Annotated in this window: 17 protein-coding genes; 6 read left to right on the top strand and 11 right to left on the bottom strand. The window is 62.4% G+C overall.

What is annotated here, in order from left to right:
* Positions 1-6 precede the first annotated feature (6 nt).
* Both ACERHN_RS12565 and ACERHN_RS12560 read left to right on the top strand, forming a co-directional pair.
* Positions 7-621, top strand: a complete 615-nt coding sequence (locus tag ACERHN_RS12565) for a glutathione S-transferase family protein (RefSeq protein WP_415922737.1) — start codon at positions 7-9, stop codon at positions 619-621.
* The gene (locus ACERHN_RS12560; RefSeq protein WP_415919368.1) at positions 618-1,673 is read left to right on the top strand and encodes a saccharopine dehydrogenase; all 1,056 of its coding nucleotides are present in this window, start codon (positions 618-620) and stop codon (positions 1,671-1,673) included. Before ACERHN_RS12565 ends, ACERHN_RS12560 begins: the two co-directional genes overlap by 4 nt.
* On the opposite strand, the gene ACERHN_RS12555 is transcribed toward ACERHN_RS12560, so the two are convergent.
* The 6 genes from ACERHN_RS12555 to ACERHN_RS12530 form a co-directional block, all read right to left on the bottom strand.
* Positions 1,670-1,834 (bottom strand): DUF3775 domain-containing protein, encoded by a 165-nt coding sequence (locus ACERHN_RS12555; protein ID WP_415919367.1) that lies wholly within the window; start codon positions 1,832-1,834, stop codon positions 1,670-1,672. The genes ACERHN_RS12560 and ACERHN_RS12555 overlap by 4 nt on opposite strands.
* A 167-nt stretch (positions 1,835-2,001) precedes the next feature.
* The gene (locus tag ACERHN_RS12550; RefSeq protein WP_415919366.1) at positions 2,002-2,742 is read right to left on the bottom strand and encodes an SDR family NAD(P)-dependent oxidoreductase; all 741 of its coding nucleotides are present in this window, start codon (positions 2,740-2,742) and stop codon (positions 2,002-2,004) included.
* Positions 2,739-3,323: a DUF3833 family protein gene (locus ACERHN_RS12545; RefSeq protein WP_415919365.1), complete on the bottom strand. Its 585-nt coding sequence runs from the start codon at positions 3,321-3,323 to the stop codon at positions 2,739-2,741. The genes ACERHN_RS12550 and ACERHN_RS12545 overlap by 4 nt, the downstream gene beginning before the upstream one ends.
* A 1-nt stretch (position 3,324) precedes the next feature.
* On the bottom strand, positions 3,325-4,560 hold the full coding sequence (locus tag ACERHN_RS12540; RefSeq protein WP_415919364.1) for an MFS transporter: 1,236 nt from the start codon (positions 4,558-4,560) through the stop codon (positions 3,325-3,327).
* Positions 4,557-5,315, bottom strand: coding sequence for a DUF1365 domain-containing protein (locus tag ACERHN_RS12535; protein ID WP_415919363.1), 759 nt, complete (start codon positions 5,313-5,315; stop codon positions 4,557-4,559). Before ACERHN_RS12535 ends, ACERHN_RS12540 begins: the two co-directional genes overlap by 4 nt.
* Positions 5,312-6,616, bottom strand: a complete 1,305-nt coding sequence (locus tag ACERHN_RS12530; protein WP_415919362.1) for an NAD(P)/FAD-dependent oxidoreductase — start codon at positions 6,614-6,616, stop codon at positions 5,312-5,314. Before ACERHN_RS12530 ends, ACERHN_RS12535 begins: the two co-directional genes overlap by 4 nt.
* Before the next feature lie 214 nt (positions 6,617-6,830).
* Between ACERHN_RS12530 and ACERHN_RS12525 the strand changes: the two genes are divergently transcribed.
* The 4 genes from ACERHN_RS12525 to ACERHN_RS12510 all read left to right on the top strand — a co-directional run bounded on the left by ACERHN_RS12525 (position 6,831) and on the right by ACERHN_RS12510 (position 9,639).
* On the top strand, positions 6,831-7,370 hold the full coding sequence (locus ACERHN_RS12525) for a sigma-70 family RNA polymerase sigma factor (RefSeq protein ID WP_415922736.1): 540 nt from the start codon (positions 6,831-6,833) through the stop codon (positions 7,368-7,370).
* An 8-nt stretch (positions 7,371-7,378) separates the two neighbouring features.
* On the top strand, positions 7,379-8,035 hold the full coding sequence (locus ACERHN_RS12520) for a ChrR family anti-sigma-E factor (RefSeq protein WP_415919361.1): 657 nt from the start codon (positions 7,379-7,381) through the stop codon (positions 8,033-8,035).
* Positions 8,036-8,146: 111 nt separating this feature from the next.
* Positions 8,147-9,025 carry a phytanoyl-CoA dioxygenase family protein gene (locus tag ACERHN_RS12515; protein WP_415919360.1) on the top strand — a complete coding sequence of 293 codons (879 nt, stop codon included), beginning with the start codon at positions 8,147-8,149 and terminating at the stop codon, positions 9,023-9,025.
* Positions 9,025-9,639 (top strand): HD domain-containing protein, encoded by a 615-nt coding sequence (locus ACERHN_RS12510; RefSeq protein WP_415922735.1) that lies wholly within the window; start codon positions 9,025-9,027, stop codon positions 9,637-9,639. The genes ACERHN_RS12515 and ACERHN_RS12510 overlap by 1 nt, the downstream gene beginning before the upstream one ends.
* Here the strand turns inward: ACERHN_RS12510 and ACERHN_RS12505 are convergent.
* The 5 genes from ACERHN_RS12505 to ACERHN_RS12485 form a co-directional block, all read right to left on the bottom strand.
* A complete protein-coding gene (locus tag ACERHN_RS12505) occupies positions 9,636-10,520 on the bottom strand; it encodes an NAD-dependent epimerase/dehydratase family protein (protein WP_415919359.1) in 885 nt (294 codons plus the stop codon). The genes ACERHN_RS12510 and ACERHN_RS12505 overlap by 4 nt on opposite strands.
* A 101-nt stretch (positions 10,521-10,621) precedes the next feature.
* Positions 10,622-11,860, bottom strand: a complete 1,239-nt coding sequence (locus ACERHN_RS12500; protein ID WP_415919358.1) for a DNA recombination protein RmuC — start codon at positions 11,858-11,860, stop codon at positions 10,622-10,624.
* Positions 11,857-13,668, bottom strand: coding sequence for a DNA mismatch repair endonuclease MutL (gene mutL, locus ACERHN_RS12495; RefSeq protein ID WP_415919357.1), 1,812 nt, complete (start codon positions 13,666-13,668; stop codon positions 11,857-11,859). Before mutL ends, ACERHN_RS12500 begins: the two co-directional genes overlap by 4 nt.
* 188 nt (positions 13,669-13,856) lie before the next feature.
* Positions 13,857-14,867: a cytochrome d ubiquinol oxidase subunit II gene (locus tag ACERHN_RS12490; RefSeq protein ID WP_415922734.1), complete on the bottom strand. Its 1,011-nt coding sequence runs from the start codon at positions 14,865-14,867 to the stop codon at positions 13,857-13,859.
* 9 nt (positions 14,868-14,876) lie between these two features.
* Complete coding sequence (locus ACERHN_RS12485; protein WP_415919356.1) at positions 14,877-16,253, bottom strand: cytochrome ubiquinol oxidase subunit I; 1,377 nt, start codon at positions 16,251-16,253, stop codon at positions 14,877-14,879.
* Positions 16,254-16,519 lie beyond the last annotated feature (266 nt).

Below are 16,519 nucleotides of genomic sequence, written 5' to 3'. Positions count from 1 at the left end.
GTTCCCATGCAGCTTTTCGCCGCCCCCGGCACCATCTCCGTCGCCGCCGCCATCGCCCTCGAAGAAGCGGGCGTGGATTACACCCTCCAGATGGTCGATTTCGCAAACGGCGCACAACAAGGCGCGGAATACCTTGCCATCAATCCCAAAGGACGCGTGCCCGCGCTGGTTCTGGAGGATGGCACGGTTCTGACCGAAACCGGGGCAATCCTCGACTTCATCGCCGCACATGACCCGCGCCTGATGCCCGCCGACCCGGTACACGCCGCACAGGCGCGCGGCGTGATGTATTACCTCGCCTCAACCATGCACGTGAACCACGCCCACAAGATGCGCGGCCACCGCTGGGCGGACGCGGCGGCGAGCTGGGATGACATGACGGCCAAGGTGCCACAGACCATGCGCGACAGCGCCGCCTTTGTCGAAGAGGCCTGCATCGCTGGGCCCTACGTTCTGGGCGCGCATTTCTCGATTGCCGATTGCTACCTCTATCTCGTGTGCACGTGGTTGCCGGGGGACGGTGTGGACCTTGCCCCCTTCCCCCGGATCCGCGCCTTCATGGAAACGATGGAAACGCGCCACAGCATTGAGGTGATGCGCGCCAAGGGGCTGTTGCGATGACACATCTGTGGGTCCGGGCCGAACAGCGCGACAATGAAACCCGCGTCGGTCTGACGCCCGAAGGCGTGTCCACGCTGACCGACGCGGGCGTGCGCGTCACCGTCGAAGACAGCCCCACCCGCTGCATCCCGATCGACCCATACCGCGCCGCAGGAGCCACCATCGCGGATCAGGGCACATGGCCGCAAGCGCCGCAGGACGCGATCATCTTCGGGCTCAAGGAGCTGCCGGATGACGGCACGCCCCTGCCCCACCGCCACATCATGTTTGGCCATGCGTACAAAGGTCAGCCCGCAGGCAAGACCCTGCTGCGCCGGTTTCAGGCCGGGGGCGGAACGCTCTATGATCTGGAATACCTGCTGGACGATGACGGGCGGCGGGTGGCGGCCTTTGGCTACTGGGCAGGCTATGCCGGTGCCGCCGTGGCGCTGAAATGCTGGGCAGCGCAACAGCGTGGTCAGCTGGCAGGCCCTGTGGACGCCTACCCAAGCGCCAATCACATGCTGGCGGACCTGCAATCCGATCTGGTGGCCAACGGCGCGCACCGGCCCACGGCGCTGATTATCGGTGCCCTGGGACGCGTGGGCACGGGGGCTGCGGACCTTTGCACGGCGATGGGCGTGCCCACCACCAGTTGGGATATGGCAGAGACGGCACATGGCGGCCCATTCCCCGAAGTGATGGCGCACAACATCTTCTTCAATTGCATTCTTGCGCAGCCCGGCACGCCCGTGTTTGTGCCCGCCTCTGCGCGCCACGTGCCGCGCCGGCTCAGTGTGATCGGCGACATCGCCTGCGATCCTGACAGCGACTTCAGCCCGATCAAGGTCTATGACCGGACGACCACATGGGCTGCACCGGCGCTGCGCGTGCATGACACCCCGCCACTGGACGTCACGGCCATCGACAACCTGCCCTCCATGCTGCCGGTGGAAAGCTCCGATGACTATGCCGCGCAACTCCTGCCCACACTCGCCTCCCTGCCGCAGCAGGATGCGGGCGTGTGGGTCCGGGCCAAGACGTTTTTCGACAAGGCGATTGCCGCGCTCTAGGCAAAGTGGATCAAACCGGCCTCATCTGGCGACAGCACCGTGCCAAGCGCCTCCATCCCCGCTTCGATATGGTCGGTGAAATGGGGCGGGCCGAAGATGTAGTCCGCGCATGGCGTCGTCGCCTCTGCCGTCGCGGTCTGTACTGCGTCAGCCCATTCCACGGGCTCGAACGCACCGCGCAGCTCGATTCAGTTCCCGCCCCATCAGCACAATCTGCGCCAAAAGGTCCCGGTTCAAATCGGTGTCCATAACAAGTCCTCCTGCGACGGAGGATGCGTGGTGCGGCGCGGCCTGTCCTTGATCCCAATCAAATACGCGGCCGTATCGCTCAGCGTGCGAACAGCCGGTAGTACAGCCAATCCGGCAGGAACTGACCGCCACGGAACAACAGTGAAAAGACCGTCGGGAAGCTCTTTTTGAAACTGTCGGTGAGCATCAATTCGAACATCTCGCGCGCCGCCGTGTCCGGCTCCATGAGATAGGGCATCTCAAAGTTGTTCTTGTCCGTCAGCTGCGTCTTGATGAACCCGGGGTTGGCGACCTGCACCCGCACGCCCGTGTTGCGCAGGTCGGCATGCATGCATTCGGCCAGTGACATGGTCGCCGCCTTGGACGCCGTGTACCCGATGGAGCCGGGCAGGCCCCGGAACGCGCTGAGCGACGAGGTGATCACGATATGCCCCGCGTCGCGTTCCACGAATGCAGGCACAACCTGTCCCAGCACGCGCATGAAGCCGGTGAAATTCACGTCTGCCATCGCCACAGCCTGTTCCGCATTCCACTCGCGGGCGGAAAAGGGCCAGTACACACCGGCCAAAAGCACGATACCGTCGATCTCACCCACTGCCGCAGCGGCGTCGCGCACGCTGTCATCATCGGCTATGTCGATGGTCTGATAGCTGGCCTTGCCCGGCAGGTCTTCGACCAGTTCGGCCAGTTTGTCCTCGGAGCGCGAGGAGACGACAACCTCGATCCCCGCGCGGCTCATGTGATGGGCCAGCGCGCGGCCAAGACCGTCGCCCGCCCCAACCAGCCAATACCGTTTACCCGTCAAATCAATCGTACTCATGCCGCCTCTTTCATGTCCTGTTCCGCGTTTGCGGGACGCATGGTGGCGACCAGTTCCGCCACCTTGATCCCGAACTTTCGAAACTGCGAACGGTTCACAATGGTTCCATTGGGCGCCAAATACATCCAGTCGACCGTGTCCAGAACATGGCCTCCCGCGCTCTCGGGCAGGCGGTAGCGGTACTTCAACTGGACCGAGCTTCCGGACTGCTGTCCGGTGCCTGTGCCCACCACATCGTTTGCCAGCGCCTTGATCCCACCGTCATTGCCCAACGTCAGATGCCAGGACCGTTCCTGCACCGATCCGTCATCATAGGTGAAAACCTCGTTCATCGTGCCCACGTTGCCGTCCCACTGACAGTCGAATTCACCGACGAACCGCGACGACACACGTCCCGTGGGTCCATAGATCACGCCTTCGCAGATCACCGGACCGTTCAGATGTCTGCGCAGGTCGAACTGTTCCGCGCCCTCGGAATAATCCTCCGGTCGCTGCGCCAGGAAATCCGCATAGCGCGACCGCGACCAGAACAGCGCCGCCATCGTAAACGCGCCAAGAAGGGCAAAGAAAAGAGCATCCATATCAGGTCTCCTTGAGATTGGTGGTCGCCAGCAAGGCGATCGCCACAATTTTGAGGCCGCAAGGTACGGCGGCATAAAGAAGGGTGAGAAGCGTCAGCGCTTCGGGCGGATTGACCGGGGCGGCGCTGTCGAACCCTGCCTGCTCCAGCGCGGGCAGAAGCGTGACGGCGGCAAAGGCAAGCGTGAATTTCGACACAAACGACCACAGGCCGAACCCCTCAGCGGCCGAGGGGCTGATCCGCGCCATGCGTGAGGCAAAAACAGCCGGGAGCAGCGTCAGATCCGCCCCAAGTGTCGCCCCCGACAAGGCACAGATGACCGCAAAGGCGACCCAGTCTCCGGGCCCCAGCAGCATCGCCCCGCCAAAGCTGAAGATGGCCAGGACCATGGCCGACAAGAGCACAGGTTTGACGCCAAACCGTTCGGCCAAGCGGCCCCAGACCGGCGCCGCGCAGGCCGCGGACAGAAAGAACAACAGCAGCAGCGGCCCTTCGAACCCCGGCGCGTCGAGACGGCTTTCCACAAAGAACAGGAACAGGGTGGAACTGACCGCCACGGGGGCCGCGTTCACGAACGCGATCAACAAAAGCCTGCGCGCCAGCACATCGCCCAAAACAACGCGCAGTCCGGCCGAGGGTGCCAGACCCGCGCTGCCCCATTCGGCACGCATCATCACCACAGCGACGAGGGCCAGAACCGCAAAGCCTACGGCAAAACCGGCAAACGGTGCGCCCATCAGCCCGCCCAGCATCACCGGTGCAATCGCCGCCACGCACACGCCCAGCAGCGCGCCCGTTTCGCGCCAGCGCGCCAGCGCCAGATGCCCGTCACCGGGCAACCGGTCCGCCTTGACCACGCCTTGGGCGTAAAAGTTGATGGTGAGAAAGCTGAACGCCGAAAACACGCCCGTCAGCATCAGCGCGAACCAGATCAGCGGTGGCAGCAATGGCGGCACCGCAAACAGGCCCAGCATCGACAACGCCATGACCGAACATCCGATCAGAACCGCCACCCCCCGCCGGTCGCGCAACGCCTCGCTCAACCGGCCAAACAGGGGATCCTGCACCACGTCCAGCAGCCGCAGCCCGAACAGGACCGCCCCCAACGCCGCCAGTGAGACGCCGTATTCATCGACATAGAACTTTGGCGCGTGGATATAGATCGGCAGGCCTGCTGCACTCAGAAGCGCTGCGAAAACCGCATAGGCCGGAAGGCGCGAGGGCGACGCGTTGTTCACCGCGACACCTCCTTGGCCGGGGCGTCGGGCCGGGGCCGATAGGTGGCGCGTTTGAACCACAGTTTAAGCGCTTGCCAGTGGATCAACCCCATGACCCTGCGTGCGCCGAACGGGCGGCGCAGGACGGCGCGCAGGATTGACGTATTGCTCATCGGGCAGCGGCGCCCGGTCAGCGTCGCGATCAATCCGCCCTCGCCACGGGTATAGTCGATCCAGATGCCGATGCGGTCATCGGTGATGTCGAAGCGAAATGTATATCCGCCCTCAACGGGCTGAAACGGCGACACGTGCATGATCTTTTGCGCCTGCAACCTGTCTTCCGAGCTGATGGGGCGCAAATCGCCGTGATGAACGAGGTAGCTGTGCCGATCGCCAAACGTATTGGTCACTTCGGCGATCACGGCAACCAACGCCTTGTCAGCGCGCCGGCAGAGCCAGAAGCTGACCGGGTTGAACACGTACCCCAGCACCTTAGGCTGCGCGAGCAGTTCGATCTGGTCGATCCCGGTGATCTGGTACTGCTCCAGCACCTCGCGCACCCATGCCGCACCGCGCCCCGCCTTGGGCGCACCACCGTGATCGACGTCGTCCAGTGCCGTCAGGCCGCGCGCGTTGCGCCGAAACAGGCGCGGTGTGCGCACTTCCGCCTCTGCATCCAGCAGGACATAATCGACCGAGTAGCGGAACGCATTGCCGATCGCGCCCTTGCGCCCGTGATAGGTCTGGCCAGCGATATGATCGACCGTTGCGGTCATTCGGCGGCCACCTTGACCGCTGCGTCACGGGCCAGCATCGCATCGGCCACGTCTACCGCACTGGAGTATCCGTCTTCGTGGAACCCGTGCCGCATCCACGCACCGCAGAACCAGGTGCCCCGCGTTCCATTCATCGCCCGAACTGTATCCTGTGCGGCCAGTGCCGCCAGATCATAGACAGGGTGGCGCAGCACCGTCTGGTCATAGATCATCTCCTCGCGGATCGTGCGTTTGGTGTTGAGCGTCACGAAATGCGGGTCGTCCATCGGGATCGGTTGCAACGAATTGAGCCAATAGGTCAGGTCGATGCGATCCGATTGCGCCGCCTTGTCCTCGGTATAGACCCAGCTGGACCACACCTGCCTGCGGGTCGGCATGATCGCCTCGTCCCGGTGCAGGATGACTTCGTTTGGCTGATACTTGATTGCGCCAAGCGCACTCTGTTCGGCGTCACTCGGGTCCGCCAGCATGTGCAGCGTGTCGTCCGAATGGGTGCCAAACACGACCTCGTCAAAGGCCTCCCAATCTCCCCCCCACGCCTTGACCTCGACACCGGTCGGGGTCCGGCGCACCAACTGTACCGCCGCGCCTAAGCGCAAATCCGCGCCCTGTGACCGCATCGCCGCCTCGAGCCGCCGTACATACTCCACCGATCCGCCATCAACCGTGTACCATTGGTGCTGACCTGTGTGGTTCAGCAGCGCGTGGTTCTCAAAGAACTGGATCATCGCGTGCGCCGGAAAATCCATGATTTTCTGGGTCGGCGTCGACCAGATCGCGCCGCTGAGCGGCAGAAGGTAATAGTCGCGGAACCAATCGCCCGTGCCCATCGCCTCAAGAAACTGAACGGTGGTGCGCGTCCGGTCTTCGGTCGCGACACGCAGCGCGTTTTTGTTGAAATGCAGAATGTCCCGCACCATGCGCAGGAATTTGGGGTTGAGCGCATTGCGACGCTGCGCAAAGAGCGCATCAAGGCTGGCCAGCCCGTATTCCAGCCGCCCGCCATCGATCGACGCGCCAAAGCTCATGTTGGATTTCGTGACCGGCACGTCCAATTCGGCAAACAGCTCTGCCATGCGCGGGTAGTTTGCATAGTTGAAGACGAGGAAACCGGTATCCACAGGCTGATCGCCGGTCTTGCCCGCCATGATCGTCCGTGCATGCCCGCCAAGACGCGGCTCCGCCTCGAACAGCGTGACATTGTGCGCGCGCGACAACAAGTGTGCCGCCCCCATGCCGGATATGCCGCCCCCGACGACAGCGATGCGGCGGCGTGGGTGAAGCGGGGTCTGAACAGTCATGATCCTGGGGCGTCCTGTTATGCGATAAGTTGCACTATGTACGGAGGAATGCGGCAGGTGGATGCGCATTTGCCAGACATTTATTTTTGATCCATTCGCCATTGGTCGGCGTAGACGGATCATGTTGGCGGGAATAGAAATCAGCGAGGCAAAGACGCAGGCGCCAGTGGCGCGTGCCGACAGCCGCGCAGGAGAACCCGCAGGCATGGACGACATGAACAGCGCACGGATGTTGTGGGTCTCGCACATGGCCCGCATCCGCGACGATCAGGACCAGTCGGCCTTTGCCGAACTGTTCGAGCATTTCGCCCCGCGGGTGAAGGGCTTTCTGATGAAATCAGGGGCGGATGCGTCGCTGGCCGAGGAAGTCGCGCAGGAGGTTATGGCCACCTGCTGGCACAAGGCGCACATGTTCGATCCCGCGCGGGCCTCCGTGGCCACGTGGATCTTTACGATCGCGCGGAACAGAAAGATTGACGTGCTGCGCAAGCAGCGCCGCCCCGAACCGGAAGATCTGGGATGGGGCCCGGAACAAGAACCTGATCAGGCCGATGTGATGGCCCTGCAACAGGAAAGCGAACAATTGGGTGAGGCAATCGCAGCATTGCCCGCCGCCCAACGGGAACTGATAGAACAGGCGTATTTCGGGGACTTGTCCCACAGCGAAATCGCCGCGCAAACGGGTCTGCCCCTGGGCACGATCAAATCGAGAATTAGGTTGGCGCTGGACCGATTGCGCCACGCGATGAAGTGAAGATGGCAATGACAAAAGAAATAAAGCACCACCTCACCGACGCCATGCTGATGGCATATGCTGCGGGCAACCTGCCGGAGGCGTTCAACCTCATGGTGGCCAGTCACATTTCACTCTGTGATGAGTGCCGCGCCCGCATGGCGGGCTTTGATGCGGTGGGTGGCGAAATGCTGGATCAGCAGGCCAGCAATGCGGTAACGATGGACGCGGGCAGCCTTGCCGCGACGATGTCGTTGATTGCGGGCGGCTCACCGGACGCGATCACCATGCCGCGTGCCAAGGGGTCGATCCTGCCGGGTCCGCTGCAAGACTATGTCGGTGGCGACGTGAACAGCATAAAATGGCGCAGTGTCGGCATGGGCGTGAAACAGGCGATCCTGCCCACGTCCAAGGACGCCTCTGCGCGCCTTCTCTACATTCCTGCAGGTGCGGCAATGCCGGATCATGGTCACCATGGCACCGAGATGACGATGGTGTTGCAGGGCGCTTTCCAGGACGAAGATGACTACTTTGCCCGGGGCGATGTCGAAGTCGCGGACAGTGACACGCACCACACCCCCGTGGCAGATATCCACGAGGACTGCATCTGTCTTGCCGTGACGGACGCGCCGCTGCAATTCCAGGGCATCCTGCCCAAAATCGCTCAGCGTATCATTCGTATCTGACCCGACTGACATGCTCTGATACCGACGTTTGACGTGTCGGCCCTGCGACAGAAACGCAGGGCCGTGCGGGCAAAGCTGGTGCGCATCAAACAGCTGGTGCGAGGGCGCGAGATGTCACACAGTCTGGAGCTGAATGCGGGAAAACTGCCCGCAGATCTCGTGGAGCGCTATTGGGAGGACGGGTTCCTCTTTCCCCTGCCCGCCCTGTCACGCGACGCGGCAGCGCATGCGCGGGCAGAGCTGGAACAGATCGAAGCAGACTGGCGAGAAGCCGACCTGCCGCATCCCCTCAACACGTATAAACGCGTCAACGCTCACATCGTCATGCCGATGGCGGCACGCGTGGCCTGCGATCCAGCCGTTCTGGATATCGTCGCAGGGATCCTCGGCCCCGATATCCTCGTGTATTCGACCGAATTCTTCATCAAGGAACCGAACACCACCCACGTCGTATCGATGCATCAGGACCTGACCTATTGGGGGCTGGGCGCTATCGACGGGCTGCTGACGGCGTGGATCGCCTTGTCGCCAGCCACACCGGCCTCCGGTTGCATGGACTTTGTCGCAGGCAGCCACAAGAACGCCATCCTGCCCCATGCTGACAGCTTTGATCCCAATAACCTGCTCAGCCGGGGCCAGGAGGTCACGGTAGATGTCGCCCCAGAGGACAGAACGCCAATTGAAATCCATCCCGGTCAGATGTCGTTGCATCACGGGTTGACGATACACGGGTCCGGCCCCAACACGACCGATGACCGCCGCATCGCCTGCGTGGTGCGCTACATGCGCCCTGATATGGCACAACAGGTGGGCAGCAAGGACTATGCCATGCTCGCCCGCGGCACAGACCGGCACGGCAACTTTGTCCACGTACCGGCCCCGACACAGACCTTTGCCCCGGACGCGCTGGCCCTTTACGAAGAGGTGCGCGCCGCGCAGGCTCAGGTCACGATGAAAAACGCAAAGGGCAGCACGGAGATGTACGCGTGATGGACCACGTCAAATTCACCGCGATGAAGGACGGAGACCGGGAGGACTACGATTTCCTGACCGCGCATGAGGTGGAATACACCAAAGGCACGGCAGACCGTCTGCTCACTGCGCTGGAAACGCTGGATGAAGGGCTTTCGGGGTACAAGATCACGCGGCTGGGCCATTCGCTGCAAACGGCCACACGGGCGTGGCGTGACGGGGCCGACACCGATTGGCTGGTCGCGGCCCTGCTGCACGACATTGGCGACATCTTTGCCCCCTATAATCACGACGAATACGCCGCGGCGATCCTGAAACCCTTTGTGCGCGAACAATGCACCTGGGTGGTGGAAAAGCACGGCGATTTTCAGATGATCTACTACGGCGAACATGTGGGGGCGAACCCGCACAAGCGCGATGCCTATGCCGGTCACATCTATTTCGACGACTGCGCGACGTTCTGCGAACGCTGGGACCAGTCGAGTTTTGATCCCGACTATGACACGCTGCCGCTCGACTTTTTCCGACCCTTGGTGCGGGAGGTGTTTGATCGCACCCCCTATGATCCCGAGGTGCTGCGCCCCGGTGCGCGGGAACCTCTGCACGATGCAGAGGTCGCGAAGCAGCGTTAAGTCAGCACGTCGCGCCAGCCGTGCTGCGGGGCAAAACCGACCATGTCCCGCGCTTTCTGGTTGGAATAAAACGTGTCGTACGGACCCATGTCGCCCCGCACCTCTACGCCCGCGTAGAACCGTTCAATCACCTGATCCGACGTCAACGCGACGGACGTATCGTCGTTGGCCACGTTGAACACCTCATAGCCGAGCCCGTCCGCCTTGAGGCAACAATCGACCATGTGGCCCAGATCCCGCGCGTCGATATAGGCAAAGATGTTGCGGCGGCGCAGGGCCGGATCTTTGACAAAGGCGGGGAACATCTCTGCATATTCATGCGGCTCGATCACGTTGTTGATCCGCAGGCCATAGATATCGATGCCGGTGCGCGCCTGAAACGACCGTGCGGTCGCCTCGTTGCAGACCTTGGACATGGCATAGCTGTCATGGGGCACGGTCGGGTGCGTCTCGTCGATAGGGACAAAATCGGGTTTGACCTCGCCATCGGCAAAGCAAACGGCATAGGTCGTCTCGGAACTGGCAAAGATCACCTTGGGCACGCCCAGCTTCACCGCCGCCTCAATCACGTTGTAGGTGGTCAGCGTGTTCTGGCGAAAGCATTCGCCATCCGTACCGATCATCACCCGCGGCACGGCGGCGAAATGCACAACGGCGTCGTATTTCGGCACGCCCGTTCCGGCGTCCAATTCGTCGAAATCCGTGAACTGGGACATGGCGCCAATCACCTGGCCCGCATCACACAGATCCACCAGCAATTCAGGACAGTCGAGGCCGGATGGCGTCTGGTCCACATTGACCACGTGGTGCCCTTGCGCCTGCAAGTGCCGGATTGCCCATTTGCCCGCCTTGCCGCTGCCACCTGTAAAGAAAACCCGCATGATGCCTCTCCGATCCGCTGTGCGTCTTGGCGGGATGATGATCAAAGTCGGGTTGCGGAACAAGGCACAGGCACCTGTGCTCTGATCAAGGGCGGTGCTTTCTACTCTGCCGCGCGCGTCCCGCTGTCGAGCGGCAGGGGCCCGCTGTCGTCCAATTCCTCAAAGTCGAAATTGTCGAGACGGTGCGCCCGTTTGCCCGCCTTGTCCGCACTGATCTTGATCTCTTCGATGTCCTTGGACGCTTGGCTGAAATGCCGGTCGAGATTGCCGACCCGCGTGCCAAGCCGGTCGACATCCGCCACCAGCATCGACAGCTCCTTGCGGATGGCCCCCGCCTGTTCACGCATCCGCGCGTCCTTCAGGATTGCGCGCATCGTGTTCAGCGTCGCCATGCAGGTCGTGGGTGACACGATCCACACCCGCTTGTCGAACCCTTCGCGCACAAGATCGGGAAAGTTCGCGTGCAGCTCGGCATAGACGGCCTCGGACGGCAGGAACATGAGCGCCCCATCGGCGGTTTCGCCGTCGATGATGTATTTGGATGCGATATCCGCGATGTGCTTTTTTACGGCCGTCTTCATCGCCGCGACCGCCTGTTTCAGATCATAATCCGTCTCGGCCCGGCGCAGCGCCTCATAGGCCTCCAGCGGGAACTTGCTGTCGATCACGATGGGACCGGGCGGGTTGGGCAGGTGGATCAGGCAATCGGCCCGCTTGCCGTTGGAGAGCGTGTATTGGAGCGCATAGCTGTCCGAGGGCAGCGCCTTGCCCACGATATCGCGCAACTGGATTTCGCCAAAGGCACCGCGCGTCTGCTTGTTCGACAGGATGTCCTGCAGGGACAACACGTCACCGGACAGCTTGGTGATGTTGTCCTGTGCCTTGTCGATGGCGGCTAGGCGTTCCTGAAGCTGCGTCAGGCTGGTTGTGGTCTGTTTCGAAGAGCCATGCAGCGTCTCACGCATACGCTCCTGCATCTCGGTCAGGCTGCGTTGGCTGCGCATGGCGTTTTCGGCCAGCCGGTCCTGCATCTGCTGCTGCACGGAGGCGAGCCGCTGTTCCACGGTCTGGGCCAGCTGCGCCTGCCCGTTGGTGGCTGTGTCGGACACCATCTGGATCGAAGCGCGCAGCCCTTCCTGACCCTGTGCCAAGCCCTGCACATGCTGCCCGAGATAGCCCAATTGCTGTGCCAACGGTTCCGCCGCGCGGGCCGACCGCCCCGCCGCGCGCAGCGCCATGATCAAAAGCACGAGGATCACCAGCAGCGCCGCAGCCCCCATGAGCGCCGCCAGAACAAGCGGATCCGACAGGTCCAGCGTGATGTTTCCAAGGCTGATCATGTGCGGCCAAACAGCCGTTCGATATCAGTGAGTTTGAGTTCCACATAGGTGGGCCGGCCATGGTTGCACTGCCCGGAATGTGGCGTTGTCTCTATTTCGCGCAAGAGCGCGTTCATCTCTTCGGCGCGCATGCGTCGGCCCGATCGGATCGAGCCGTGACAGGCCACGCGGCTCAGGATGGCTTCGACCCTCGCCTGCACGAGGTTGCTTTGTCCCTGGTCGGCCAACTCGTCCAGGATGTCGAGGATCAGCGCCTTGGCATCGACCTCGCCTAGAATGGCAGGGGTTTCACGGACCGCCACAGCGTCACCACCAAACGCCTCGATGGTCAGGCCCATGCGGGCCAGCTCTTCTGCCGCGTCCAACAGACGGGCGCGGTCCCCCACGGACAGCGTGACAATTTCAGGGATCAGCAAGGCTTGCGCGGCCACGCCGTTTTCCGCCATCTGATGTTTGAGCTTTTCATAGACAAGCCGTTCGTGGGCGGCGTGTTGATCGACGATGACCATACCCGTCGCTGTTTGCGCCACGATATAGTTTTCGTGCACCTGTCCCCGCGCCACACCAAGCGGCAAGTCATCCGGGGTCTCTTCGCCCACGTCCATGGGTGCGGGTTCGGCAACCGGCGCGCTGTACTCCATGGCCATTTCGGCAAACCCCGACGGAGCGGCGCGTGGGCCGAGGCTGGGCCTGTCCATCTGGTAGACACGAGGCTCCGCCGGTTCGGGGCGCATCGCACCCAATGTCGCGTCGGCCACGGTGGTCGAGGCGCGGTGTCCCACATCGGCCAACGCATGGCGCAGGCCCGACACGATCAGGCCGCGGGCGGTGCCGGGATCGCGGAACCGCACTTCGGACTTGGCGGGATGCACATTCACGTCGACCAGTTGCGGATCGCAATCCACAAAAAGCGCCGCCGCCGGGTGTCGATCCCGGCTGAGGAAATCGAAATAGGCGGCGCGCAACGCCCCGGTCAGCAATTTGTCCCGCACGGGCCTGCCATTCACAAACAGGTATTGTGCGACGGCGGCACCACGCGAATAGGTCGGAAGGGCGGCAAAGCCCGTGAGGTGCAGCCCCTCACGTTCAGCATCGATCGCGATGGCATTGGTGATGAAGTCAGTCCCGATCACATCGCCCAGACGTGCGCGCAGCGCGTCTGTTGGTGCGCCGCTTTGCGCTTCGGCCTTGAACAGCGTGCGCGGCGTGTCGGTCACATCGCGCAATTCGAACCGGATATACGGTTCGGCCATGGACAGGCGTTTGACGACATCGCCGATGGCTTGGGTTTCGGCCCGGTCCGTGCGCAGGAACTTCAACCGGGCAGGCGTTGCATAAAACAGGTCGCGCAACGTGATCACCGTGCCCGCGTTCAACGCGGCCGGCCGTGTTACGCCCACCTCGCCACCTGTGACGGTGATTTCGGCCCCGCCCTCTCCGGGGACGCGGCTGGTGATCGTGAGACGGCCCACTGCACCGAGGCTGGGCAGCGCTTCACCGCGAAAGCCGAACGTGTTGATATTCAGCAGATCGGAGCCGTCGATCTTGGAGGTCGCGTGGCGGCTGAGCGCGAGGGGCAGATCAGCCGCAGCGATGCCGCATCCATCGTCGGTCACGCGGATCAGCGTTTTGCCCCCATCCGCGATGTCGATGCTGATACGGCGCGCGCCCGCATCGACCGCATTTTCCACCAGTTCCTTGACCGCCGAGGCGGGACGTTCGACCACCTCACCCGCCGCAATGCGGTTGATGGCGGCGTCGTCCAATTGCCGTATGACCGGTCGTATATTGGGGGCGTGCGTGTTCATGCCACAAAACCTAGCACGCGCGGTGCCGATTCTACCACAGGGACCAGCGGCCCTGTGCCGTCGTTTTCTTTCGGCTCGTGGTTTGGCGGCGTAGGGTAAGGTGTTTGAAGGTGGCAGGGGCTCTGCCCCCGGCCTGCGGCCTCCCCCGTGGTATTTTCAGCCAGAAGAAACCACGGGGAAAGTCATTGTCAGTCGTAGCGCAGCTCTGCCGCCTTGCCTTTGAACACGGTGTAGGCGAGTGCGGTATATCCGGCGATCATCGGGATCACGACGACAGCCCCGACCAGAATGATCATCAGGCTTTCAGGGGCACTCGCCGCCTCGTAGATCGTGATCTTTTCCGGCACGACGTAAGGGTAAAACGAGTATGCAAGCCCGCCGAACGCCAGAATGAACAGCACGATCGAGTAGAGGAAGGGGGTGCGCGCACCGGCATCTTGCGGGTTGGGCAAACGCCGCAGCGACCGCCACAGAAGCAAGACAATCACACCCGACAAGAGCGGCAGCGGCGCGAGATACAACACCTCTGGCATCGTGAACCACTTGTCAAAAATGCGCGTGCTGACGAGCGGTGTGGCGAGCGATACGGCCCCGAGGCCCAGCACCAGGCCGAAGATGCCACCGCGCGCCCATTTTACCGACTTGGCCTGCAATTGCCCTTCGGTCTTTAGGATAAGCCAGCACGCGCCGATGAACGAGTAGGCGACCGTCAGAAACACAGCCGTAATCATCGCGAAGGCCCATGTGCCCAGCGTGCTTTCCAGCCCCATGATGTATTTGCCCAACATGAACCCCTGGCTGAGCGACGTCATGAGTGAGCCCACAAAGAAGGCCACATTCCACGAGGCCTTGTGGGGGGTCGGTGCCTTGACCCGGAATTCAAACGCCACGCCACGCAGGATAAGACCGATCAGCATGATCGCGACCGGCAGGTAGAGCGCGGTCAGGATCTCTCCGTGCGCGGACGGAAACGCAACGAGGAGAAGGCCGATGGCCAGCACCAACCAGGTTTCATTCGCGTCCCAGAACGGACCGATGGACGCGACCATCATGTCCTTTTCGTCGTCAGTCGCGAAGGGGAACAGGACCCCCACGCCCAGATCAAACCCGTCCAGCACCACGTAGACGAGGATCGAAACCCCCATCAACGCGGCAAAGGTGAAAGGCAGCCAACGGGCCGGATCGTCGAACATGTCCAGCATTGCATCCTACTCCGCGGGCACGTTGCGCGCCACGGCCTGACCGGCCAGTGGTGTGCGGGGGCGGGGCACATCGCCTGTCACCCCCTTGCGTGCGAGGTAGAAGAGCACGGCGATATAGGCGGTCAGCAGCAGGACGTAGATCGACAGGTAGGCCGCGAGCGTGATCCCGACGAAGGGCGCGGGCACGTCCGCCACCGCCTGTTCCGTGGTCAGCACACCCTGCACCAGCCAGGGCTGACGTCCGATTTCGGTGGTGTACCACCCTGCGAGGGTCGCGACCCATCCGGAGAACGCCATCGGCACCATCGCATAGAGTGCAACCTTGGGCAGTGCATCCGGCCCACGCCCCTTGCGCAGCATCATGAAGGCCGCAAACCAGCTGAGCGCGAGCATGGCGAACCCAGTGCCCACCATGATCCGGAAGGACCAGAACACGGGTGCGACGGGCGGGTGCAGAACCTCTCCGTCCTCGGTGACAAAATCATTCAGGCCCGGAACAACACCATCAGCCTTGTGCTTCAGGATCAGCGACGCGCCGTTTGGAATACCGATTTCCATGGAGTTGGAACGGGTTTCCTCGTTCGGGATCGCAAAGAGCAGGAGCGGCACATTGGACTGCGTTTCCCAGTTGCCTTCCATGGCGGCGACCTTCTGGGGCTGGTATTCCAGCGTGTTCAGACCGTGCAAGTCACCCATGAAGATCTGCACCGGGATCAGCAGCGCGCCCATGTAGACACCCGTCTTGAGCGTGGCAAAGACGCCGCCCGAACGGTCCCCCAGCAGCCAGCGAAACGCGCTGAGCCCTGCAATCAGGAAGGCCACGGTCAAGCCAGAGGCCAGCATCATGTGGATGAACCGGTACGGCATGGACGGGTTGAAGATGATCTCAAACCAGTTGGTCGCATAGGCGACGCCATCGACCATTTCATAGCCCTGTGGCGTGTGCATCCAGCTGTTGAGCACGATGATCCAGAACGCCGACATCGAGGTACCGAAGGCCACGAGGAAGGTCGCAAGCGTGTGCAACCACCCAGGCACGCGGGAAAATCCAAAGAGCATGATGCCGAGGAACACAGCCTCGAGGAAGAAGGCGGTCATGATTTCATAGGCCAGGAGCGGCCCGGCGATGTTACCCACCGCTTCCATGAAGCCCGGCCAGTTGGTGCCGAACTGGAACGACATGGTGATGCCCGAAACGACGCCCATGGCAAAGCTCAGCGCGAATACCTTGACCCAGAACCGGTACGCTTCCATCCACTTGCCGTCTCCGGTCGCGTTGAACCGCAGCTTGAAGAACAGCAGGACCCACCCCAAAGCGATCGTGATCGTCGGGAACAGGATATGAAACGAAATGTTGGCCCCGAATTGGATCCGGGAAAGCATTAATGTGTCCATGATTGCTCTACCTCAAGCCGTGGCGGATACTGTACATGCGCATGAGATAGGGTGCCGGATCACTGTGACAGCGGGGGTGCGACAGGGCGCGCAGGCGCGTTTTGTCACAGGGTGCCCGGTTTTTCTGGAAAAGTGGCACGGGCGACGGGGTGGCGGTGTGGCGCGCCCCGAACCGGGTCGTTACCGTTCGATCGCTGTTTGGTGTCGTGAATGTCCGAGCGGCACGTTGGAGCGGGCGCATTTGCGCCCCCGCC

Origin of the sequence: Tateyamaria rhodophyticola, from assembly GCF_047777875.1 — a bacterium.
Lineage (GTDB): Bacteria > Pseudomonadota > Alphaproteobacteria > Rhodobacterales > Rhodobacteraceae > Tateyamaria.
This window is presented reverse-complemented; position numbering and strand designations above follow the sequence as displayed.